The following is a 23,284-nucleotide window of genomic DNA, read 5'->3' as shown; positions in this document are numbered from 1 at the left end:
GTTGCGCTGGTATGGGGATCTCGTTTTATTTCGTCCGACCCTCCGTTGGGGTTGTACTTTCTATCTCCCAAGGGGAACCCGCGTTCCCCTTACGATACAAATATAATCATCCGTCTTTTCTTGTGAAGGGCCGCCCCGTGTTCACGTCCCGGGGGGCCTGTCCCGGCTGGCCTGCTGCATCTGCTTGGTGGTGATGTGGATATTGTCCTGAAACAGGGCCTCCTTGGGATTGCAGCGGTAGGCCTCCTCGAACCAGGGCAGTGACTCCTTGACGTGGCCGAGGGTGTTCAAGGCCAGGCCGATGTTGTTGTAGGCCGCGCAATAGTCCGGACAGGCCTCCACCACCTTGCGGTAGTCGCGCACGGCCCCGGCCAGATCCCCCTTGGCCCGCAGCTTTTCCGCCTGATCGAAGGCCCCGGAGCAGTCGGGGCGGCTGGATGCGGGCGTTTTTTGACCGGAGGGATTCGTCGCCAGCCGCGTGGTCAGGGCCACATTGTCCGCGAAAAGCTTCTCGCCGGGATCGCACTTACGGGCCTCTTCGAACCAGGGCAGGGATTCCCGGGCGTACCCCAGGGTAAAAAGCGAAGCCCCGATGTTGTTGTACGCCGTGCAATAGTCCGGACAGGTGGTCACGATCTCCTGGTAGTCCTTGATGGCCGCCGCGTGCTCCCCCTTGCCCCGGCGGGAGTCCGCCCGGCGGAACAGTTCGTCGCAGCGCGCCTTTTTCTGTCCCTGCCCGGCAGCCGGAGCGGCAGCCTTGGCGGCGTCGGCGCTGGCCTTCGCGGCCTGGGCGGTCGTGGCCTTGTCCTGGCCGGCCTTGGCGGCCCGGGCCAGTTCCTTGGCCTTGCGGTCATCGGCGGCGGAAACCCCGTTGACGCCCTCGAGTCCGGCCAAGGCGGCCAGGGTTCCGGAAAAATCCCCCCGCGACAGCCTGGCCGAGGCCTCGGCCAGCACCCCGGAGGCCTTTTTCTGCGAGGCCCCGGCCATTTCGGCTATCCTGGCCTTCTGGGCGGCAAGGGGCGGATACCCAGGGGCCTTGGCCGAGGCCGCCGCCAACGTCTCCAGGGCCTTGCCGTGTCGGCCCGATGCGGCAAGGCCCTCGGCCAGGCGCATGGCCCCGCGCGTTTCTTCGCGAAGTCCGGCCAGTCGGACCCGTTCCGGCTTGGCGAACCCGTCGGCCGGGTCCAGGGCCAGGATGTTTTCCACGCTGGCCAGGGCCGCATCCAGATCGCCCTTGGCGGCGTCCTGCCGGGCCTTGGCCGTCAGGTCGCGGATACGTCCGGCCCGGTTTTTACGTTCGGCCACGGCCGTCTCGATCTCGCGCACAGGGGCATAGGCCGGATTGACCCCCTTGGCCCGGGAGAGGGCGGCCAGGGCCTCGTCGGGATGGTTCTGGGCCAGAAAGGCCTTGGCCTGATCCACGTTTTTGAGCACCACTTCCCGGGCCTGGGCCGTCTGTTGTTTGGCGGCCCTCGCCCCGGCGTGCTCCGGGTCGGCCTTCAGGATGTCCGACAGCGCGCCCAGGGCGGCGTCCATGTCCCCGGCGGTCCACAGTTCCCTGGCCCTGGCCAGAAGCTGGTCCGCCTGCCAGGCATTTTCCCGACGCTTGGCCACGGCCGCGTCCATCTCCCGAAAGGGGGGAAATTTTTCATTGATCCCCCGAACTCCGGCCAGGGCCGAGGCCGCGCTCTCAAACTGCTTTTTCTCCAGAAATACGGCGGCTTCCTTAAGCCCGGCGATGATCTTGTCCCGTCCGTCCACCAGGCGCGCCCGCTGGGCCAGGGCTGCCTCGTGCCCGGGGTCCAGGGCCAGGGCGGACTGGACCGCGCGCACCGCGCCCTCCACGTCCCCGGCGTTCCAGGCTTGCCCGGAGGAGGCCATAAGGGCGTCCACCTTGGCCAGCGTGTCCTTGCGCTCGCCCATGCGCCGCTCCAGGCCGGAGATGCCGCCGTATTGGCCGTTGATACGCCCGGCTTCGTCCAACAGTCCGGCGGTCTTGGCGAATTCGTCGCGGGACAGATGCTCCCCGGCCCGGTGCAGGAGATCCAAAAGCCGTTCCCGGTCGGCGGCCATGCGCCGGTATTCCCCGGCCGCGTCCACGCTTTTGGGGTTCATGGCCGCAGCCTTGGAGGCCATGTCCACGGCCTGCTCCACCTCGCCCCGGTTCCACAGCCGCACGGCCTCGGCCGTGAGTTTGGCGGTCTGGGCCGCGTTTTGCCTGGCCAGGTCCATGTCGGCCTTGGAAACGGTCGCGGAAAAGGCCCCTTCCCCACGGCCAACCAAAAGATCCCGGCTGTCCCGGATCTCCACCACGGCCTTGTAGTCTCCCACCCGGTCGCAGGCGACCTTGACCTGCCGCCCGGACTCCCCGGCCTCCAGGCGCGTGCCCGGCGGCAGACGCCAGGTGAACGCCAACGGGGGATTGCCGGGCATGGGATTTACGTCCGCGCGCAGGAGCACCGCCCCGCCCTCGGGTACGGCATCAATCTCCTCGGGCCCGGAGCCGTCCTTCCAGATCACCGGGCGCGGCCCCACCAAGCCCTTGTTGGAGACCTCCACCGGATACGGCCTGGCCGTCACCTCGGCCGCCACCCGGCCCAGATCCTTCCCGGCCAGGGGCATCCTGGCCGACACGGCCACCTCGGCCGGTTTGCCGTCATGCAGGTAAAAGGTGATCTCCTTCTCCCCCACGTTGACCAGGGTGGCGTTTCGCGGCAGGGCCGCCCAGCGGAAATCCACATCCTCGCGAACCGGAAAGTCCTTGACCGAGGCCCGGATCTCCTCGCCGACCCGGGGTTCCCGGGGATCGATGGACAGCCGGAAAAGCGGCCCCGCCACATCCATCTCCAGGGGCTCGGACACAGCCACGGGCTCAAGCAGTCCGTCCACCGGGGCCAGGGCCGTCACCCAGACCTTCTGCGGCCCCGGACGGGTAAAGACCGCCGTGTTGCCGCTTGGCCCTTCAGGGTCGAGAAACTTGGCCCCGGCGTCGGATTCCCAACGAAAGACATAGCCCGGCAGGGGGGCGGGATCATCCCCGGAATGCGCCGTGGCCATGAAGGACACGGCCCCGCCGGTGCGCACGGCGCCGGACAGGGGCGCGGTTTTTTTCAGTTCCAGGCGCAAAAAGGCATGCGGCGGCCCCTCCGGGGAGACGGCCGGAGCGGCCGTCCCGATGGCGGGGATTGGACTGCCGGAGCCGCCGGGTTCGGCCACTGGCTGCCCGGTCTGCCCGGTCTGCCCGGAAACGGCGGCCAGCCCGGCCAGGGGAACCAGCAGAAAACCCATGACAAAAACAACTGCCGCCAGGATGGCCCGGGGGCGCGTCGACGACGTGGAGAAAATGGCCGACTCCCGGCCGGAGCCTCCCGCCTGCTGGATTGTGGTGCTGTGGCGTATGGGGGTTTGCATGGTTTTCAATGAATATAGCAGAATTCATGCCAGTTTCCCGCCATGCTCCCGAGGTGCGACCTCGGGGGGATGAAGCAGCCTAAACTTTTGGCCTGGACCGCCGATAGCACTGGTGAGACCGAGACGCCGGATGCGTCGCGGCATGGCTTGGAACAGGGAGGTTATTTCAAAAGATGAAACAGGAACAAAGCATTACCGTCAATGGGAAGGAGTTGCCGATTGTCCATATCCGGGATGCGCTCCACGCCGAGGCCTTGGCCGAGGCGCTGCTCCAGGAAAGGGACACGGCCGTGGTGCTGTTATCCCACCTTTTACCGCTGCATTTCGACAACGAACGGGCCAGACGCTTTCACAGCCTGCGGGAGATGGAACCCATCCCTTCGGCCCAGATCCTGGCGAATGTCCCCAAACACAAACTGCGCCTGCGCAAGCACCTGGTCTTCTGGGAATTTTATCAATCACGCCAAAATTAAATGACTCGCCGGGGGGTTGGGAGAGAGCCCCGATCCCCTGGCGAAAAACGCTCCCGCCCCTTGCTTTTTCCCGCTGTTTCCCGAAAAAGGGTGTTCCGCCACTCCGCCGCAACGGGGGTCGGCGAGACCATCTCGGGAGAATCCCCATGAAACGTGGCGTCTGCTTCGTGTCGGTCTGTTGCCTTGTCCTGGCCCTGGGTACGACAGCCCTGGCCCAGGTGGCCTATCCGCCGCTTCTGGCCGCCGAGGCCGCCCTCTGCCCCGGCTGCACCATGACCATGGCCGCCAAGGATGGAAAAAACATCCAGGCCATGCTCCAGTCCGCCGAGCCTGCGGACAAGATCCTCGCCTATTACCGGGAGACCCTGACGGCCAAGGGCTGGGACGTGGCGCTTGAAATGGACATGGCCCAGGCCAAGACCCTGTCCTTTGCACGGGGCGAGTCCACCCTGGCCGTAGCCATCGTGCCGCAGGATGACGGCAAAAGCGTCGTCACCCTGGGTCTGGAAACCCCGTAGCCCCTTCCCGCTTTGCGTTCGCGCCCGGCGTCGGCGCGGACGGTGTGGACAGCCTGCGCCTTTTTCTCCTGAACGCCAGCTATGAACATGTCCGGGGAGCGGGACGACGCCCCCGGCAGCGGCCGCCTGGAACAAAAAAAACCGATCCCCCCGGGGCGGCCGTCAGGCTGTCCCGGGGGGTTGGCTGCAAAAAGGCGCATCGGCCCGGATCAGGACAGGCCGAGATCCCTTTTCAGGTATTCGAAGTCGATGTTGGCGCTCACGAGTTGCGCGCCCTGGCGGATCTTGATCTCGTCGCGCAGTTTGTGGCGCATGAGCAGGGCCTCCATCTTCTTGGCCACGGAATAGGTATCCTCGCGCACCACGATGATGGGAATCTCCAGCACCTCGGAACGGGTCAAGATGATGTCGTTGGGATAGAGGTTGCCCGTGAGCACCAGACAGGGGCTGTCGCCCTCAAGGGCCACAAGCTGGACGTCGGAACGGTCGCCGCCGACGATGATGGCGGAATTTTTGTGCTTGCGGAAATGGGTCATGAAGTTTTCCACCTGCATGGTGCCGATGAGAAAACTCTCCACGATGCGGTCGGCCTTGTGGTGGGAGGCGATGACCTTTCCGCCCAGGCGCTCGGCCAGATCGGCGACCTTGATGGCCCCCATGAGCGGATCCTTGGGGATGACCCCCAGCACCTTGATGCCCCGCCGTTCCAGGAAGGGCGCGATGAGCGTATGGGTCTCGTCCATGAAGTTGGGCGGGATGTCGTTGATGATGACGCCCAGCAGATTGTCGCCCAGGGTCTCGCGCAGGATCAAAAGATAGTCGTAGTTGAGCTCCTTGGAATAGCGGTCGATGACCACCGCCCGCAGCCCAAGCTCCTTCACCACCCGGATGCCGTCGGTATTGCAATATTTTCCGGAATACATGCCGCCCGAACCGGCCACGATGGTCACGTCCCGATCCCGGCTGATCGTCTCATAGGCGTTTTTGATGGTGTCGATGAAATCGGGCGGCTCCGATTCCGAACTAAACGCGTTGATGCGAAAATCGTGGGTCACCAGGACCGGGGTGAGCAGTTCGGGAGGCTCGGTGGCCCCGAGAATTTTTTGTACGAAATAGGCGTCCTCATCCCACATCCGGCCGTCGATCTCCTTGGGCATGGCCCCCACGGGCTTGATGTAGCCGACCTTGAGCCCCTCTTTCTGCAACCTGAGCCCAAGGCCCATGACCACCATGTTTTTCCCGGAATATCCGGCGGTGGACCCCACGTAGATGCCGACCATGTTCGTTCCTCCTGATGGCGTTGACCGGATGTTCGGGCGCTGACGCCGGAAACATCCATACCGCGTGGGCTGGGTATGGGCAAGAACGGCCTTGCCCTTTTCCCCTGAAAAGGGCTTGGAATTTCACGCGGCAGGCCGCAGGGCCCAACTTGGAAAGTTCGCAAAGACCCTGTAAGACACACCCAGGCCATGGCGGACGCCCTTTCGTATCCTGGGTCGCATGGCGGACATGGCGGCGACAGGAAACGGGGATGCCGGAAATTTTTTCCCCACGGCCCCTTCGCCGACCTGGCGACGCCCTGTGGCCTGCCCCATTTTCCCGCGAACGCGCCGTCGCGCGATCCGGCATTCGGACAACACCCTTCGCCGAGGCGGTCGGCGCACGGCCCCCCGTGACCGCTTCGCCAGGCGGCCTGACCGCTTCCCAACCAAGGTTTACACCATGAAGGACGCTTTGAGGAAACTCCAGACAGACATCGGCCACGACTTTTCAGACCACGCGATTCTGGAAACGGCCCTGACCCACAGCTCCCACGCCAACGAATCCGCCAACCCCTCCGAGCACAACGAACGCCTGGAATTTCTGGGTGACGCCGTTTTGGAGCTGTGCGTCTCCGAGGAGCTCTTTTCCCGGTTTCCCCAGGCCCCGGAAGGCGCCCTGACCCTTTTGCGCTCAAAGCTGGTCAGCGAACCGGCCCTGGCGGAGCTGGCCCGAAAATGCGACCTGGACCGATGCATCCGGCTTGGCAAGGGAGAGGAAAGCCAGGGTGGACGGCAACGGGACTCGCTTTTGAGCGACGCCCTGGAGGCGATTTTTGCGGCGGTGTTTCTGGATGGCGGGTTCGAGGCCGCGCGGCGCTCGATCCGCAAGATCTTCTCCGGCATGTGGCCCGAGTCCCTGGTGGAGCCCAAGTCCAAGGACTATAAAAGCCGTCTCCAGGAACTGACCCAGAAACGCTACAAGGCCCGGCCCGTCTATTCCCTGGCCGACAGCCGGGGACCGGAGCATGAGAAGCTGTTTGAGGTGCGGCTCATCCTGCCGGATGGCCACGAGGTCACGGCGTCGGGATCGAGCGTCAAAAAAGCCGAGCAGATGGCCGCCAAAAAAGCCCTGGGCGACATCCGGGACACCCTCGACCCGTGATTTTCTTTCCGACCAGGGAGGGATCTCCGAGATCCCCTCCTCCCTGGTCGTTTCCTCTTTCCAACCCGCCGACTCCCCGCCCATGGCCGTCTTTCAGGCCGCCAGGAGAGCGTCGGACTCATGACGGCGGTTACCCGCCGATAAGCTGCATGGCCAGCTTGGGCAGCGAGTTGGCCTGAGCCAACATGGCCACGGCGGCCTGGGTGAGAATCTGCTCCCGCACGAACTCGGTCATCTCCGCGGCCACATCCACGTCGGAAATACGCGACTCGGCGGCCTGGAGGTTCTCGGCCTGGATCTGCAGATTGGAGATGGTGTTCTCCAGGCGGTTCTGCAAGGCGCCCAGGTTGGCCCGGATCTTGTCCTTGGAGATGATGGCCTGGTTGATCATGTCCAGACTGAGCTGGGCCGCCTGCTGGGTGGAGATGCTGTTGGGCGTCGTCGCGCCAAGCCCAAGGCCGAAAGACGAGGCTGTGGCCGAGCCGATCTGGATGTAATAGTAATCCTCGGCGCTGGAGTTTCCGGTTCCGAAATGGACCTTGAGCTTGCCCACGGGGGTCAGGCCTTCCCCATCGTGCGAGGATGCGGAAAGATTGCCGTTGAGCAGGTAGATGCCGTTGAAGTCCGTCGCCAGGGCGATTCGGGTAATTTCCGAGGCCATGGCCTGATATTCGGAATCGATGATCAGGCGCTGGTCGGAGTTGTAGGTACCCGTGGCCGCCTGTTCCGCCAGTTCCTTCATGCGGATCAGCTTCTCGTCGATGACGCCCAGGGCGCCGTCGGCGGTCTGAATGAGGGAAATGGCGTCGTTGGCGTTGCGCACACCTTGGTTGAGGGTGGCGATATCCGCCCGCATGAGTTCGCGAATGGCCAGACCAGCCGCGTCATCCGCCGCCGTGCCGATACGCAGACCCGAGGACAGACGCCTGGTGGAGACCGAAAGCTGGGAATAGGCGTCGGACAAATTCCGGGCGGCGTTCATCGCCATGAGGTTGTGATTGATGACCAGGGACATAACAAAAACCTCCTTGTTGAAACCGAGACGTTCCTTGTTTTTCCCTTCTCAAGCAGAACCCGTGCCAACTACAATTTAACCATATTTTCCATACTGTTACATATGACAGGGACGGTTTTTCCGCCCTGCTTCCCCCGTTGGGGCCAAAGTTTTATCGGCGCCTGGCGCCGGAACGGGATGATTCTTCCCACCTGGGAACGAAGGGATACTGGGGCGAAAAAAGCCGCCTGGATCGGCGGCGTGGCAGGCAGGGATAAAAAAAGGTCGCCGACAATGGCGACGTGAGGTTGCTGGCGGCGCCAGCAGTCTCCCCCGAAAAGGCACGGCCTTTTTTAAAATATCGCTGGTGCGCCTTTGCGGGACGAGGCCGGACTATCCGGAAACGACGCTAGCGCTGCTTCGCGACGAGGTTGTTGTAGGCCAGTTCCCGGGCCTTTTCGGCCAGAATTTTCATGTCCGGCTTGGAGACCTGCTCGTCAGCGCCCACGGCGAGGCCTTTGTGGCGCAGGCTTTCGGTGATGAGCGAGGAGAAAAGAATCACCGGCAGTTGACACAGGACCGGATCCTCCTTGATGCGCTTGGTCAGGCTGTGCCCGTCCATGGCCGGCATCTCGATGTCGGAAATGACCACATGCATCAGTTCGAGCAGGGGTTTGTTCTCGGCCACGGCCGATTCCTTGATCCGGCTCAAGGCATCCCAGGCATCGCGGCCGTTGATGGCCGCCGTGACCTCGAAGCCCGCCCGTTCCAGGGATTTGACCATCATGTTGCGGATGGTGCCGGAATCGTCGGCCACCAGAACCCGGAAGACCATGTCCTTGTCCGGGAGTTCCCGGCGTTCCTCCACGAACGTCTTTTCGTCAAGTTCGCGCAGGGCCAGGCTTGGGTTCAAGTCCCCGATGATCTTTTCCATGTCCAGGATAAATAAAACCCGGTCCTCCATGCGCACCACGCCGGTGACGCTCTCGCCGGAAAAGACGCTGACCTGCCGGTTCGGCGGATCGATACGCTCCCAGCTCAGGCGATGGATGCGGTTGACCCCGGAGACCAGGAAGGCGTTGACGATGTTGTTGAACTCCGTGACCACCACCTTGTCGGCGTCGCTCGGATATTTTTCCTTGCCAAGCCACGCGCACAAATCCACCAGGGGCACGACCTTGTTGCGCAGATTGAAGGTGCCCATGACGCACGGATGCGGGGTCTGGGGCATCTCCGTGACCTTGGGCAACCGGATGATCTCCAGCACCTTGGCCACGTTGACGCCGTAGTATCCGGTGTATTTGGCGCCGGAGGGCAGGCTTTCATCCAAAAAAAACTCGACGATCTCGAGCTCGTTGGTGCCGGATTCAAGGAGGATGTTTGTCTGCGCCATGTTGCCGTGATGCTCCGCTCGAAAAAGGTGAGAGGGGGAAGGGTCCGCATCTGGCCACGGTTTGTAGTGTCACGAAGAAACTAGCATGGGTGCATCGGGAATGAAAGCGAGAAGATGGCCCCTTTCGCCGGGCGGGGAGGGGACTGGGCTGACCCAGGGAATCGCCCGCCACCCGTTAATTTTCGTTGCCGGAGTTCCCCCGCCGGGTTTATCATGAAGAAAACCATGCCCGGTCCAATGCTAGGGAAAGAACTTCAGGGGCAATCTGCGTTATGGGCCGCCAGCCGTCGCCACTTTTCGCGCCACTTTTTCTGGCTCTGGCCATTTTCGTCGCCGCCCCGGCGGCCATGGCCCAAAGCGAGCCGCTCACGGTGCTGGTTTTCCACCGGCCCCCCTATTACGTCGTGGAAAAAGGCCATCATTTCGGTGGCTTTCTCCTCGACTACACCAAAAACGTCCTCGACGCGGCCCGCATCCCCTTCCGTTTCGAGGAGGCCCCGCCCAAACGCATCCTCAAGACCCTGGAAGAGGGCGCCATGGCCGCGTGCGCCGTGGGCTGGTTCAAAACCGCAGAGCGCGAGGCCTATGCCCGCTTCAGCGACCCCATCTTTACCGGCAGCCCCATGGGGGTGGCCGTGCGAACCGATATCTTGCGGACGCTTCCCCATGCCCCCACGGCCGACGCCCTGCTGCGGCCCGGCATGCGCCTGGGACTACGCCAGGGGTTTTCTTACGGCGACTGGCTGGATGCCAAGCTTTCCGAGCATCGCCACGCCGCCGACCTGACCGTGGCCGAAAACGACCAGCTTTTGGAAATGATCGCCCGGGGACGCATCGACTACACCTTCATCGGCCCCGAGGAATACGCCTGGCTGGTTTCGAGGCATCCCGAGCTACAAAAGAAAACCCGCTTCATGGCCCTGGGCGGCGTCCCCCCGGAGACGCCGCGCCACATCATGTGCGGCAAAAACGTCCCCCCGGAAATCATCACGCGCATCAACGAGGCCATCCGAACCCTGCCGCCCCCCGTCGCCCTTTCAAACGGCCACGGCAACGGCCGGTCCAGGCCGTAATCCGGATTCCCGCGCCTCAGTGCAGCGCCGATCGGCCCCCGTTTCCCGGCCGGGGCATCCCTTCCCCGCCCGTCCCGGGAGGCCCCCCGCCACACTGATGCAGCGTAAGGGCCTTCTCCAGGTCCAGGCAAAATCGGTCCAGCACCTCAAGCTCGGCCAGGAAATCGTAAAACAGCCGCAGGCCGTAGGAAGAAACCCGCACCCGGCCATCCTTGTCCAGCCGCCCCAGGGACACCTGATGCGGCACGGGCTTCTCCATGCAGGCCAGAATCGGCCGGGCCCCGCCCTGCCGACAGACCAGCCGCAATTCATAGCCCTGGCCCAAAAAGACCTGTTCGGCCAGGACGCCGCCCTCGGGAAGCGGCCCGTTCTCCGCCATGGTCCGGCGCATCAGGTGCAACAGGCCGCCCATGTCCGCATGAAACGACGTGAAGCCGCCAGCCTGGACGGCCTGAGGCACGATTTTCCGCATACGGCGCATCCTGCGGCTTTCTTATTTGTATTGCGTGCGCCGCTACCGGCGGATGCGTTCGGCCACAAGGCCGCCCATCTCGGCGCAGCCCACGCGTTTTTCCGTCTTCCCCGCGCCCATGATGTCCCCGGTGCGGAAGCCCTCGCGAAGCACCTCGGCCACGGCCTTGTCCACAGCCGCCGCCTCGTCCGTCAGGCCGAAGGAATGCACGAACATCATGGAGATGGACAGGATCGTGGCCAAGGGATTGGCCAAATCCTTCCCGGCGATGTCCGGGGCGGAACCATGGATCGGCTCGTACAGGCCCGGGCCGCCCGCGCCAAGCGACGCCGAGGGCAACATGCCGATGGACCCGGTGATGATGGCCGCCTCGTCGGACAGGATGTCGCCGAAGAGGTTCTCGGTGACGATGACGTCGAACTGGGACGGGGCGCGCACCAGTTGCATGGCCGCGTTGTCCACATACATGTGGGACAGCTCCACATCCGGATAGTTTTTTGACTCCTCTACAACCACCTCGCGCCACAACTGCGACACCTCAAGGACGTTGGCCTTGTCCACGGAGCACAGCTTTTTGCCGCGCTTGCGGGCCGTTTCAAAGCCCACCTTGGCGATGCGCCGGATCTCGGATTCGGCATAGAGCATGGTGTTAAAGGCCACGCGTTCGCCTCCGCGCATCTCCTCGCCCCGGGGCTGCCCGAAATAGGCCCCGCCGGTGAGCTCGCGCACCACCACCACGTCCAAGCCCTGGCCCACGATGTCCGGGCGCAGGCAGCAGGAGGCCGCAAGCTCGGGAAAAAGCCTGGCCGGACGCAGGTTGGCGAAAAGCCCCAGTTCCTTACGGATGCCCAAAAGCCCCTTCTCGGGGCGCACAGCCTTGTCGATGGCGTCCCACTTGGGACCGCCCACGGCCCCCAGAAGCACGGCATCAGAGGCCTTGGCCGCCGCCAGCGTGGCCTCCGGCAACGGCCCCCCTGTGGCGTCGATGGCCGCGCCGCCGATCAGGTGCGTCTCACACGTAAACTCATGCCCGAACACCTCGCCCACCTTCCCGAGCACCCTCTCCGCCTGGGCCACGATCTCGGGGCCGATGCCGTCTCCCGGCAACACGCACAGCTTGTATTTCATGATTGCGCCCCCGCCTGCAGCTTGTCTTTCACATATCCGGCCAGACCGCCCCTGTCCAAAATCTCACGCATGAAGGCGGGTACCGGGGCGCAGGGGATCTTTTCCCCCGTGGTCACGTTCTCGATGACCCCGGCGTCAGCGTCCACACGCAGCTCGTCGCCGTCATGGATCTTCTCCACCCCGTCGCCGATCTCCAGGAGCGTCAGGCCCATATTGAACCCGTTCCTGTAGAAAATCCTGGCGAAGCTGTGCGCCGCGACAACGGGAATCCCGGCCCCCAGGATCGCCACCGGGGCGTGCTCCCGCGACGAGCCGCAGCCGAAGTTCTCCCCGGCCACCAGCACATCGCCCTTTTGCACCCGGTCCACCCAGCCCGGCTCAAGGCCGGACATGCAGTTCGCGCCGAGCTCCACGGGGTCCGTGGTGACTAAAAACTTGGCCGGTATGATGGCGTCGGTGTCAATGTGGGCCCCGACCTTGTGCGCCTTTCCATGGAACATAGGTATCTCCTTTTTTGGGGGGAGAATGTGGGGAGGGAACCCTCTTTTGAAAAAGAGGGGTTCCCTCCCCACACCCCTCCCTCCCAGAAAACTTCAATAGTTTCAGTGCCTCTCTTCACCTCTCCCCCGCCCCCCGTTCGGGGGGTCCGGGGGGAATGATTCCCCCCGGGCGGGGTGGGGACTGGAAGGGGCGAATGCCCCTTCCAGAGGCTGCTGACGCAGTCAGCAGCCTCGAAAATCACGAGCAGGTCGTGGCTATGCCGCGCCGTAAGCGAGTGATTTTCGTGTCTTTCCGCCCGGCGGCCCTGCCGCCGTCGGCGGCGCAAAGCCCCGCCAGGGGCTTTGTCATCGATCCTGGAGGGGGCGCAGCCCCCTCCCCACATGCCTACACGGCCGCCGGGTGGGTGATGACCCCCGTCAGGGCGCTGGCGGCGGCCACGGCAGGGCTGGCCAGGTAGACTTCGCTGTCCAGGCTTCCCATACGGCCCTTGAAGTTGCGGTTGGTGGTGGCGATGGCCCGCTCGCCTCCGGCCAGGATGCCCATGTGCCCGCCCAGGCAGGGCCCGCAGGTGGGCGGCCCGACGATGGCCCCGCAGTCCATGAAGGTTTCGAGCAGGCCTTCGGCCAGGGCCTGCTTCCAGATGGCGGGCGTGGCCGGCAGGATGATCAGGCGCACGTTTTTGGCGGCCTTTTTGCCTTTGAGGATGGCGGCGGCGGCGCGCAGATCTTCGATGCGGCCGTTGGTGCAGGAGCCGATGACGGCCTGATGGATGGCGATGTCGCCGAGTTCCTCCACGGGCCGGACGTTGTCGGGCAGATGCGGACAGGCCACCTGGGGCGACATGCCGGTGGCGTCGATTTCGACCTCGCGCTCGTAGGCCGCGCCGGGATCGGCGGCGAGCATGGGCGCGCCGGGACGATGGTGGGCGGCGGCGTAGGCCACGGTCTTTTCGTCCGAGGCGAAAAGGCCCACCTTGCCTCCGGCCTCGATGGCCATGTTGGCCATGGTCATGCGGCCCTCGACGGAGAGTTCGGCACACAGGGGCCCGGTGAATTCCAGGGCCTTGTAAAGCGCGCCGGAGACGCCGAGCATGCCGATGAGCTTCAGCATGAGGTCTTTGGCCCCGACAAAGGGGGCCAGGGTTCCGGTGAGGATGACCTTGATGGTCGGCGGCACCTTGAACCAGGTCTCGCCCAGGGCCATGGCCGCGCCGATGTCGGTTGAGCCCAGGCCCGTGGCGAACGCGCCCAGGCCGCCGTAGGTGCAGGTGTGGGAGTCGCCGCCGACGATGACGTCGCCTGGCCCCACGAGGCCCAGCTCGGGCAGCAAAGCGTGCTCCACGCCCACATTTCCGCCCTCGAAATAGTTCATAAGTCCCATTTTCACGGCGAACTCGCGGCAGAACTTGACCTGCTCGGCGGAGTCGATGTCTTTATTGGGGGTGAAGTGGTCGCAGACGATGACCACCTTTTCCCGGTCAAAGACCGTGTCCGCGCCCATTTTGGCCATGGCCTTGATGGCCAGGGGGGCGGTGATGTCGTTGGCCAGGACCAGGGTCAGGGGGCAACGCACGATGCGCCCCGGGGTGACGTCCTCCTCGCCGCTGTGCAGGGCGAGGATCTTTTCGGCTAAAGTGCGGCGCATTCGCGTTCCTCCTCTTTTTTGGCCATCCGATTGAGGGCGTTGATGTAGGCCAGGGCGCTGGCCACGATGATGTCGTCATGGGAACCGCGTCCCACGGAGGTTTTTTCGCCCTCGCGGATGCGCACGGTGACCTCGCCCTGGGCGTCTGCGCCGCCGGTGATGGCGTTGACCAGATAGGATTCCAGTTCGGGCTTTTTGCCGGTCAGCTTGCTGATGGCCTCGAAGGCGGCGTCCACGGGGCCGACCCCGAAGGACGAGACCTTGGCCTCTTTGCCGTCGATCTCCATGAGCACGTTGGCCGAAGGGGACATTTCGATGTTTCCGGCCAGCACGGTCAGGTACTTCAGGCGGTACTTGTCCGGGATGCGGAAGACGTTTTCCAGGATGAGCGATTCCACATCGTCGTCGTAGATCTGCTTTTTGCGGTCGGCCAGCTCCTTCACGGCCGCAAACACCAAATCGATCTGCTCGTCGGTCAGGCGGTAGTTGAGCTGCTCGACTTTCGATTTGAGGGCGTGGCGGCCGGAATGCTTGCCAAGCACCATCTCGGTCCCGGCCCGGCCGATGGACTGGGGGGTCATGATCTCGTAGGTGCGGCGGTCTTTGAGCATGCCGTGCTGGTGGATGCCGGACTCATGGGCGAAGGCGTTGCGGCCGATGATGGCCTGGTACGGCGGAATGGGCATGCCGATGATGCGCGAGAGCAGGCGGCAGGAGGGATAGATCTGCTCCGAATCCACGCTGGTCTCCAGGTTGTAGTAGGTGGGACGGGTCCGAAGGGCCATGACCACCTGCTCCAGGGAGGCGTTGCCGGCCCGCTCACCGATGCCGGAAAGGGTCACCTCGGCCTGCCGGGCCCCGGCGGCCAGGGCGGCCAGGGTGTTGGCCGCGCCCAGGCCCAGGTCGTTGTGGCAGTGGACGGCGAACACGGCCTTGGCGCTGTTTTTGACCCGGCCGAGCAGGAACCGGATGAGCTCGGCGAATTCGGCGGGCTGGGCGTAGCCCACGGTGTCGGGGATGTTCACGGTGGTGGCCCCGGCCTCGATGGCCAGTTCGCACATGGCGGCCAGAAATTCCGGTTCCGAGCGCGAGGCGTCCTCGGCGGAGAATTCCACATTTGTGGTGAGCGACGCGGCATGGGACACGGCGGCCCTGGCCATGTCCATGACCTCGCGGGGGGATTTGCCGAGCTTGTGCTTCATGTGCAGCTCGGAGGTGGCCAAAAAGGTGTGGATGCGCGGATGTGCGGCGTCTTTGATGGCCGCGAAACCGCGATCGATGTCGGTGGTGAGCGCCCGGCACAGCGCCGCCACCTGGACGTTTTTCACGGCGGCGGCGATCATGCGCACGGATTCAAAATCGCCGTCGCTGGCGGCCGGGAACCCGGCCTCGATGATGTCCACGCCCAGGGTTTCCAACTGGCGGGCCATGCGGACTTTTTCCTGGGGGGTCATGGTGGCGCCGGGGGACTGTTCCCCGTCGCGCAGGGTGGTGTCGAAGATGTAAACGCGTTCGGACATGGCCGACTCCTTGGGGCATCCGCCGGGGCGGACGGAAGGGTACAGGACAGGGCACGGCGAGGGACTATCCTAGCCGAGGGACTTGGTCATGACAATACGGGGATTGTCGGTATGCGGGTACGACGATGGTTACGAGAGTTCCTGGAGGGACTCCCGTAGCGCGCGGCTGCGACGGGGGAGAATCAGGAAGGTGTAGACGGGGCCGGAGATCATGTATCCGAAAAAGAACAGGAAGCCGAAGAGTTTGGGCTCCGAAGCCACCATGACGAAGAGCAGGATGGCCGTGACCATGGCCCGGAAGGGATGGGCCTTGAGCAGCCCGAATTCCTTGAAGCAGGCGTAGCGTACCCGGCTGACCATGAGGAAGGACACGATATAGGCTATGACCAGACAGGCCTTGGGCATGACCGAGGCCATGAACGCATCGGGCACGTACTGGGTGAACATGTACAGGGTGGCGATGATGCACCCGGCGGCCGGGATGGGCAGGCCGACGAAAAATTTCTTGCTTCCCGAGGCGGCCTGGACATTGAACCGGGCCAGCCGCAGGGCTCCGCAGGCCACCATGAGGAAGCAGGCCATGATGCCCAGGCGGCCGAAGGCATGGAGTTCCCATTGGTAGAGCATGATGGCCGGGGTCACGCCGAAGGCCACCAGATCGCACAGGGAGTCGAGTTGGACGCCGAAGTCGCTGGAGGTCCGGGTCATCCGGGCCACCTTGCCGTCCAGGCCGTCGAACAGGCAACTGACCAGGATGGCCAGGGCGGTCAGGTCGAAACGCCCCTCCAAGGCCCACAAAATGCCCATGAAACCGCAGAAGAGGCTTCCCACAGTCAGCAGGTTGGGCAGGATGTAGACGCCCTTTCGGGCGGGCCTTTGGGCAGTTTCGTCCATTTTCCCTTCTACGGGGTCTTTTCCGCGATGACCGTTTGTCCGGCCAACACTTTTTGATCCATTGTGACGGACTGATGGTAACCATGTGGCAGATAAACGTCAACCCGCGATCCGAACTTGATCATGCCGAACCGCTCCCCTCGCAGAAACGCATCTCCAGGCGCGGCCCGGCACACGATACGCCGGGCGATGAGCCCGGCGATCTGCACCACGGTGAATTCGTCGCCCGAGGCGTCCGTGATCACGACCACGTTGCGCTCGTTGTCCACCGAGGCCTTGTCCAGATCGGCATTGAAGAATTTCCCGGGGAAATATTTGATGCGCTCGATGGTCCCGGCCACGGGCGTCCGGTTCACATGCACGTTGAAGACGTTCATGAAGATGCACACCACTTCCTTCATCTCCCCGGTCAGGGGGTCCGGAGCGCGGCCCAGGCGGACCACCCGGCCGTCGGCCGGGGACACGACCAAGCCCGGGGCGTCCGGGACCACCCGCTCGGGATCGCGGAAAAACTGCACGCAGAAAACCGTGAGCAGGAGAAAAAACACGGCGGCGTAGGGCCATCGCAAAAGGGCCATGACCAGGGCGGCCAGGGCGACAATGCCGATGATGGGCAGGCCGTCCATGGCAAGCCCGAAAAAGGAATAGACTCCGCGCATCTAGATATCCTCCAGGGCTGCCGGGCACAGACGGGCCATCTCGGCCAGAAAGCGTTCCCGGCCGGTGTAGTGGATGCCGGTCATGCCAAGCGACGCGGCCACCGCCACGTTGTCCGGATTGTCGTCAATAAAGATGGACTCCCCTGGGGCGACCCCCATGCGGTCCAGGGCCAGTTCGAAAAAGGCCTCTTCCCTTTTGGAGACGCCGTAATGAAAGCTGTTGAAGACCATATCGAAATGGGCGGAAAACGAAAGGGCCTGGTCGAGTTCGTGCAGCCAGTGGGTCTGATCGCTCAAGATCGCGGTCCTGATCCCCACGGCGCGCAACCGGTCGGCGCAGTCCAGCATGAACGGCCGCACCGTGAAGCGGCGAAAAACCGTGCGCCGCAATTCGGCGGCATCGACCTTCATCCCGGACACGGCCGTAAACTCACGCAGGAAATCGGCCTCGTCGCCAGCGCCGGTGACGAACCCCGAGTCCCACATGGCGTCGAACCCGGCCCGGATGGCGGCATGGGGACTGCGCCCCCGGGCCTCGGCCAGATCCGCCAGGCCAGCCTTGAACCCCTCTTCGGCCACCACCCCGCCGAAGTCGAAAAAGACCGCTGTCGCTGCGCACTGGACCATGCCCGCAACCCCGCACTGCTGTCCCGGCCCCGCCGGGATTTGATTTTATGGCGAAAAAACGTATGCTGTCCCACAAAGGGGTCACAGACTTATCCGCTTTGCACGCGCCCGGCAACCCTCCTCCCGCGCCGGGCCATGACGCGAACCCCGGAGGGACAGCATGGACCGGCCCATACGCCTGGGAGTGAGCGCCTGCCTGCTCGGACATAACGTGCGCTACGACGGCGGACACAAACGCGACGCCTACGTGGCCGACACCCTGTCGGCGTATTTCGATTTCGTGCCGGTGTGCCCGGAGACCGAATGCGGCCTCCCCGTGCCGCGACCGGCCATGCGCCTGACCGGCGACCCCGCCAGCCCGCGCCTGGTGACGATCACGACCGGCATCGACGTGACCGGCCGCATGCTCGACTACTGCGCCCGCCGCGTAGAGGAACTGGCCGGGGAAAACCTGTGCGGCTACATTTTCAAGAGCAAATCGCCGTCATCCGGCATGGCCCGGGTCAAGGTCTATCCGGAGAAAGGCCCCCCGGCCATGACCGGCGTGGGGCTTTTCGCCCGGGCCTTCATGGACCGCTTTCCGCTTCTGCCCGTGGAGGAGGAGGGACGGCTGCACGACGCCGGGCTGCGGGAAAATTTCATCGAACGGGTGTTCACCCTGGCCAGATACCGCGACTTGCTGGCCGAGGTCGGCCTGGACGCAACGCCGTCTGGCGCCCCGACCCCGGACGCCCCGGGCAAGAGCCTCCGGGTGGGACGGCTGGCGGCCTTCCAGGCCAGCCACAAGTACCTGCTCATGTCCCATTCGCCAAAGATCGCAGGCCAGATGGGACGGCTGGCGGCCCGGGCCAGGGCCGTGCCGGATGCGGAGCTTTTCCCGCAGTACCAGCGCCTTTTGCTGTCGGCCATGGCCCTGCACGCCACCCCGGCCAAGCATGCCAACGTGCTGCAACACATCCTGGGCTACTTCAAAAAACAGCTCAGCCCGGATGAAAAGGCCGAGGCCCTGGAGCTTTTTGCGGACTACCGGGCCGGGCAGTTGCCGCTTGTCGTGCCCGTCACCCTGTTGTCCCATTTCGTGCGCAAATACGACGCGGCCTACCTCAAGGACCAGTGGTACCTGCATCCCCATCCCCGGGAACTGATGCTGCGCAACCACGCCTAGGGCCGCGCCGGGCCGCCTGCGCATCGCGATTGGCGCTTTGAAAAGACGGAGACGGCCTTTTTTCTTCGAAGCACCGCCGGTTTCTGCAAGGGACAAAACCCGGGGCGTATCCCCGTCAAAAGGATATCCGTCGATTTCACGAAACCGGATGCCGACTTTCGTTTATTGCATGCCCTATCCATAAGACCGATTTTATCGGAGACAACGCCCACCCGGAGGAGAAACCGCCGCCCGCAAACGGCGAAGCACACTGGAGCATCCCATGAGACTCGTCATCGTCTCCAACCGCCTTCCTGTGCGGCTGGTGGAAAAAGATGGCCGCATCGCGGTCGAACCCTCGGCAGGTGGCCTGGCCACAGGCCTTGAAGCCTACCTGAGCGCGCTTCCGGCCGAGTCTCCCTTTGACGAAAAGCCCCTGTGGGTGGGCTGGCCGGGACGGCCCTTGACCGACCGCACGGGTCTGGACATCTTCCAGGCTCAGGGCAGGGCCTTCGACATCCATCCGGTGCATATCCCGGAGGATGAGATGAACGCCTTCTACCACGGCTTTTGCAACGCCGTGCTGTGGCCGCTTTTTCATTATTTCCCCACCTACGTCAGTTACAAGGACTCCTCCTGGCAGGCCTACGAAAAGGTCAACACCCGGTTTCTTACGGCCCTGGAGCCCCTTGTGCGCGAGGACGACGTGATCTGGGTGCATGACTACCAACTCATGCTTTTGCCCAGACTTCTGCGGCAGGCCCATCCCCTGGCGGCCATCGGATTTTTCCTGCACATCCCCTTCCCCTCCCACGAACTCTTCCGCACCCTGCCCCGGACCTGCCGCCAGGCCCTTTTGCACGGGGTTCTGGGCAGCGACCTGGTGGGCTTTCACACCTACGACTACACCCGGCACTTCATCAGCAGCGTCTCCAGCATCCTGGGGCTGTCCAACACCATGGGCCGACTGGCTGTGGAGGACCGGCCGGTGGTGGCCGACACCTTCCCCATGGGCATCGACGTGGCCAAATATGCCGACGCCGCAGCCTCGAAACCGGCCCGGGCCCTGGCCGACAATCTGCGCCGCTCCCTGGCCGGGGCCGACATCATCCTGTCCATGGACCGCCTGGACTACAGCAAGGGCATCTTAAACCGCCTGGCGGCCTTCGAGCTTTTCCTGAAGCGGCATCCCGAACGCCTGGAGAAGGTGGTGCTGATGCTTGTGGTTGTGCCCTCGCGCACGGAGGTCAAAAGATACCAGGAGATGAAAAAACGCATCGACGAACTGGTCGGGCGCATCAACGGCAAATACGCCACCATGGCCTGGACCCCCATCCTCTATCGATTCTCCTGCTTTCCCCTGGGCGAATTGGCCGCCTTGTACGCCGCCAGCGACGTGGCCCTGGTGACCCCCCTGCGCGACGGCATGAACCTCATCGCCAAGGAATACGTGGCCGCCAAAAACGGCGGGACCGGCGTCCTGATCTTAAGCGAAACCGCCGGGGCGGCGGCCGAGATGGGCGAGACCCTCATGGTCAATCCGCGCGACATCCGCGAGATGGCCGAGGCCATCGAAACCGCGCTGACCATGGACCGGGACGCCCAGATCCGGATCAACCAGACGCTTTTCACGCGCCTGACCCGGTTCGACGTCCGGCACTGGGCCGGGGATTTCCTGGATTCGCTGTTCGGGGTCCGCGACGAGCGCCGCCGCCTGGAATCCCGCTGCCTGTCGCCCCTGGGGGCGCAACACCTGGTGGAGGAGATGCGGCAGGCGAAACGGCGGCTTCTGCTTTTGGAGGCCGAGGGGCTTTTCGTCTCCAGGGACGCCGCGCCGGACGCCCCCCCGCCCGAATCCCTGGAACTTTTGACCCTGCTTGGCCGGGATCCGGCCAACATGGTGGTCATCATCGGTTCCGGCAGCCGGGCGGACATGGAGCGCCTGTTTGGGGGGCTTCCCGTGGCCCTGGCCGCGGAAAACGGGGCCTTTTTGCGCAAGGCGGGACAGGACTGGATCATGCCCCGGCCCCTGCCCCGGGAATGGATCGCCACCATCTTGCCGCTCATGCAGCGCTTCGCCGGACGCCTTCCCGGGGCCACAGTGGAGGAAAGGGAGCATTCCCTGGTGTGGCGCTACCGTCGGGCGGACAAGAGCCTGGGCGAGATGCGGGCCAGAGAGCTGTCCGCCACCCTCAAGGGGCTGGCGGCGGGCCTGGAGGTCACCGTGCGCCACGGCCCGGCCTTCGTGGAGACCGTCAGTCCAGGCGTCGGCCGGGGGGCGGCGGCCTACCACTTCCAGCGCCTGCACGCCCCGGACGCCATCCTGGCCCTGGCCGCCACCGACGGCGGCGAGGAGATCTTTTCCGCCCTGCCCGAACGGGGGCCCTCTACGGCCACCCTGCGGGTGGGACTGTGCGCCACCCGGGCCGCCTTCAACCTGCGAAACGCCCGCTCGGCATTGGTGCTCCTGCGCAACCTGGCCGGATAACACCCCCGGCGGCACTGTCCCGACGGCATGAAAAACGTGACGATCTTGTTTTTATTTCATTTCGTGACTTAAAGTGTCGGACATGGCGGCCGCCATCGCCCAAAATCGCTTGGCGGCCACATCCCCGAACCCTCAACGCACGGAGAACCCACATGAAAGTCAGCGCCCGCAATCTCATCCCCGGCACGATCAAGAACATCACCATCGGCATGGTCAACGCCGAGGTGGTCATCGAAGTGGCCCCGGGCGTGGAGGTCGTGTCCGTCATCACCAAACATTCCGTGGAGAACATGGGCCTGAAGGTCGGCAGCAAGGTGAAGGCCATGGTCAAGGCCTCAAGCGTGATGGTCGTCACCGACTAGCACGGCGTTTGCGCGCCCAAACGATGCCCGATCCCGCGTAATGCGGGATCGGGCTTTTTTTGTCGGCCCCGTACGCCGAAACGCCGGGGCATCGGTCCACGGCGTTCACAGCGCGCGAAACGGCGCGCCATGCAACGCCACGGCGGCCCGGAGGGCACGGATGCCCCGAGGGGAAGCGCGTTTTTGAATAAAGCCTAGGGCGAAACCCGTTCCAGGGTTTTTTCGATCTGCCGTCCCAAGGGGGTCTCCAGGCTCAGATGCCGCTCCAGGGAGGTGATGCCCTTGACCACGGTGGAATGGCGGCGGTTGAAACGCTGGCCGATGTCCTGCAGGGACATTTCCGTGTGCCGCCGGGCCAAAAGAAACGCCGTGTTGCGGGCCAGGACATGTTCGCGCTTGCGGGACTTGGAGGACAACTGGTCGGGGGAGATGCGGTAGACGTCGCAGACGTAGTCCACGATGTCGTCCAGGGTCAGGGTGGGGTTTTCGATCTTGTAGTTGCCGAGCACCTCCCAGGCCATTTCCAGGGAGATGGCCCGGTTGAGGAGCCGGGCCTTGAGGGCCAGATTGTGGATGCAGCTTTCGAGCTGCCGGATGTCCACACGCAGGTGTTCGGCCAAAAGGTCGGACACGGCCTCGGGCAGCAGCACCTGATGGATGGCGGCCTTGCGTTCGAGGATGCGCTTGCGGGTGGGCAGGTCCGGGGGCACGATCCCGGCCAGAAATCCCGAGCAGAATCGCGAGGCCAGTTGCTCGTCCACTCCGGAAAGTTCCTTGGGCAGAAAGGAACTGGTGAACACCAGGCGGCAGCCCCGGGAACGCAGGGCCTTTAAGGTGTTGAGCAGTTCGGCCTGGATGCGCGGCTTGTCCCGGAAGAAATGGATGTCTTCCAGCAAAAGCACGTCCACGCTCTCCCGAAACGAGGTCTTGAACCGCTCCACGTCCCGGGCCTTGATGGCCATGATCAGGCGTCCGGCGAATTCCTCGGCCGTGAGATAGACCACCCGGGGTTTGGCCTTGCCCGGGGTATGGCACAGTTGGCGGCCGATGGCCTGGAGCAGATGGGTCTTGCCCAGGCCCGGGGAGGAACTGATAAAGAGCTGCTCCGAGGCCAGGGTCTGTTCGCAGATGCCCCGGGAGGCCACATAGGCCAGTTCGTTGCAGGGGCCGACCACGAAATCGTCGAAGGAAAAACGGAAACGGTCTTCAGACACCGTGCGCAGCGGCATCTCGGCGGGCAGTCCCAGGGACACGGCCACCGGGGCCTTGCCCTGGGCCGCGCCGCCTGCGGGACGGCCGTGTTCGGGATGTGTTCCGGCCTCGGCGACGGTCACCTCGGGACGTCGGCCCATGACCGAGGCGGCGGCCTCGGTGACGGCGTCCAAGAGCCGCTCGCGCACCCAGGCGGCCACGAAGGCGTTGGGGGCGGTCAGTTCCAGGGCGTCCCCGGCGACGCGGGCGGAAAGGGGTTTGATCCAAAGGTGAAAAAGGCCGGGACTGACGGTCTTTTCGAGCAGGAGTTTGGTTTGGGTCCAGATCTTTTCCATGGGCGGCACCAT

The 23,284-nt window shown here is 64.2% G+C and carries 20 protein-coding genes; 7 read left to right on the top strand and 13 right to left on the bottom strand.

The annotated features are described in order from the left end of the window. Positions 1 to 141: 141 nt before the first annotated feature. Positions 142 to 3,411 carry a tetratricopeptide repeat protein gene (locus GD606_RS20690; RefSeq protein ID WP_163303501.1) on the bottom strand — a complete coding sequence of 1,090 codons (3,270 nt, stop codon included), beginning with the start codon at positions 3,409 to 3,411 and terminating at the stop codon, positions 142 to 144. A 173-nt stretch (positions 3,412 to 3,584) separates the two neighbouring features. On the opposite strand from GD606_RS20690, the gene GD606_RS00095 reads away from it, so the two are divergent. Further along, positions 3,585 to 3,884: a hypothetical protein gene (locus tag GD606_RS00095; RefSeq protein WP_163303500.1), complete on the top strand. Its 300-nt coding sequence runs from the start codon at positions 3,585 to 3,587 to the stop codon at positions 3,882 to 3,884. 146 nt (positions 3,885 to 4,030) lie between these two features. Further along, the gene (locus GD606_RS00090) at positions 4,031 to 4,402 is read left to right on the top strand and encodes a hypothetical protein (RefSeq protein ID WP_163303499.1); all 372 of its coding nucleotides are present in this window, start codon (positions 4,031 to 4,033) and stop codon (positions 4,400 to 4,402) included. A gap of 209 nt (positions 4,403 to 4,611) precedes the next feature. Here GD606_RS00090 and GD606_RS00085 read toward each other — a convergent pair whose 3' ends face one another. Further along, positions 4,612 to 5,682, bottom strand: coding sequence for a phosphotransacetylase family protein (locus GD606_RS00085; protein WP_163303498.1), 1,071 nt, complete (start codon positions 5,680 to 5,682; stop codon positions 4,612 to 4,614). Between the two features lie 442 nt (positions 5,683 to 6,124). Between GD606_RS00085 and rnc the strand changes: the two genes are divergently transcribed. Then, entirely contained in the window at positions 6,125 to 6,826 is a 702-nt protein-coding gene (gene rnc / locus GD606_RS00080; RefSeq protein ID WP_163303497.1) for a ribonuclease III, read from the top strand. Positions 6,827 to 6,956: 130 nt separating this feature from the next. Here rnc and GD606_RS00075 read toward each other — a convergent pair whose 3' ends face one another. Together GD606_RS00075 and GD606_RS00070 are read right to left on the bottom strand one after the other, a co-directional pair. Further along, complete coding sequence (locus GD606_RS00075; protein WP_163303496.1) at positions 6,957 to 7,841, bottom strand: flagellin N-terminal helical domain-containing protein; 885 nt, start codon at positions 7,839 to 7,841, stop codon at positions 6,957 to 6,959. Between the two features lie 388 nt (positions 7,842 to 8,229). Further along, on the bottom strand, positions 8,230 to 9,213 hold the full coding sequence (locus GD606_RS00070; RefSeq protein ID WP_163303495.1) for a chemotaxis protein: 984 nt from the start codon (positions 9,211 to 9,213) through the stop codon (positions 8,230 to 8,232). Positions 9,214 to 9,485: 272 nt separating this feature from the next. Here GD606_RS00070 and GD606_RS00065 point away from each other — a divergent pair, with 272 nt between their 5' ends. Then, positions 9,486 to 10,286: a substrate-binding periplasmic protein gene (locus GD606_RS00065; protein WP_163303494.1), complete on the top strand. Its 801-nt coding sequence runs from the start codon at positions 9,486 to 9,488 to the stop codon at positions 10,284 to 10,286. 16 nt (positions 10,287 to 10,302) lie between these two features. Here GD606_RS00065 and GD606_RS00060 read toward each other — a convergent pair whose 3' ends face one another. From GD606_RS00060 to GD606_RS00025, 8 genes are all read right to left on the bottom strand, one after another. Continuing rightward, positions 10,303 to 10,758: a hypothetical protein gene (locus tag GD606_RS00060; RefSeq protein WP_163303493.1), complete on the bottom strand. Its 456-nt coding sequence runs from the start codon at positions 10,756 to 10,758 to the stop codon at positions 10,303 to 10,305. Positions 10,759 to 10,800: 42 nt separating this feature from the next. Then, a complete protein-coding gene (leuB, locus tag GD606_RS00055) occupies positions 10,801 to 11,886 on the bottom strand; it encodes a 3-isopropylmalate dehydrogenase (RefSeq protein ID WP_163303492.1) in 1,086 nt (361 codons plus the stop codon). Continuing rightward, positions 11,883 to 12,386, bottom strand: coding sequence for a 3-isopropylmalate dehydratase small subunit (locus GD606_RS00050; protein ID WP_163303491.1), 504 nt, complete (start codon positions 12,384 to 12,386; stop codon positions 11,883 to 11,885). The genes leuB and GD606_RS00050 overlap by 4 nt, the downstream gene beginning before the upstream one ends. Positions 12,387 to 12,771: 385 nt before the next feature. Beyond that, positions 12,772 to 14,031, bottom strand: a complete 1,260-nt coding sequence (gene leuC, locus GD606_RS00045) for a 3-isopropylmalate dehydratase large subunit (RefSeq protein ID WP_163303561.1) — start codon at positions 14,029 to 14,031, stop codon at positions 12,772 to 12,774. After that, positions 14,016 to 15,551 (bottom strand): 2-isopropylmalate synthase, encoded by a 1,536-nt coding sequence (locus GD606_RS00040; RefSeq protein ID WP_163303560.1) that lies wholly within the window; start codon positions 15,549 to 15,551, stop codon positions 14,016 to 14,018. The genes leuC and GD606_RS00040 overlap by 16 nt, the downstream gene beginning before the upstream one ends. 129 nt (positions 15,552 to 15,680) lie before the next feature. Beyond that, entirely contained in the window at positions 15,681 to 16,445 is a 765-nt protein-coding gene (pssA, locus tag GD606_RS00035) for a CDP-diacylglycerol--serine O-phosphatidyltransferase (RefSeq protein ID WP_163303559.1), read from the bottom strand. Between the two features lie 8 nt (positions 16,446 to 16,453). Then, positions 16,454 to 17,104, bottom strand: a complete 651-nt coding sequence (locus tag GD606_RS00030) for a phosphatidylserine decarboxylase family protein (RefSeq protein ID WP_163303558.1) — start codon at positions 17,102 to 17,104, stop codon at positions 16,454 to 16,456. Beyond that, complete coding sequence (locus GD606_RS00025) at positions 17,105 to 17,731, bottom strand: HAD family hydrolase (protein ID WP_163303557.1); 627 nt, start codon at positions 17,729 to 17,731, stop codon at positions 17,105 to 17,107. Between the two features lie 160 nt (positions 17,732 to 17,891). Between GD606_RS00025 and GD606_RS00020 the strand changes: the two genes are divergently transcribed. The 3 genes from GD606_RS00020 (at position 17,892) to GD606_RS00010 (ending at position 21,725) form a co-directional block, all read left to right on the top strand. Continuing rightward, positions 17,892 to 18,896 carry a YbgA family protein gene (locus tag GD606_RS00020; RefSeq protein ID WP_163303556.1) on the top strand — a complete coding sequence of 335 codons (1,005 nt, stop codon included), beginning with the start codon at positions 17,892 to 17,894 and terminating at the stop codon, positions 18,894 to 18,896. 262 nt (positions 18,897 to 19,158) lie between these two features. After that, on the top strand, positions 19,159 to 21,363 hold the full coding sequence (locus GD606_RS00015) for a bifunctional alpha,alpha-trehalose-phosphate synthase (UDP-forming)/trehalose-phosphatase (RefSeq protein ID WP_163303555.1): 2,205 nt from the start codon (positions 19,159 to 19,161) through the stop codon (positions 21,361 to 21,363). 152 nt (positions 21,364 to 21,515) lie between these two features. Beyond that, positions 21,516 to 21,725 (top strand): TOBE domain-containing protein, encoded by a 210-nt coding sequence (locus GD606_RS00010; RefSeq protein ID WP_163303554.1) that lies wholly within the window; start codon positions 21,516 to 21,518, stop codon positions 21,723 to 21,725. Positions 21,726 to 21,919: 194 nt separating this feature from the next. On the opposite strand, the gene GD606_RS00005 is transcribed toward GD606_RS00010, so the two are convergent. Then, entirely contained in the window at positions 21,920 to 23,272 is a 1,353-nt protein-coding gene (locus GD606_RS00005) for a chromosomal replication initiator protein DnaA (RefSeq protein ID WP_163303553.1), read from the bottom strand. Positions 23,273 to 23,284 lie beyond the last annotated feature (12 nt).

Origin of the sequence: Desulfolutivibrio sulfodismutans DSM 3696 (assembly GCF_013376455.1) — a bacterium.
GTDB classification, from domain to species: domain Bacteria; phylum Desulfobacterota; class Desulfovibrionia; order Desulfovibrionales; family Desulfovibrionaceae; genus Desulfolutivibrio; species Desulfolutivibrio sulfodismutans.
Note: the sequence above shows the minus strand (reverse complement) of the source record. Positions and strands in the feature narration are given on the sequence as shown.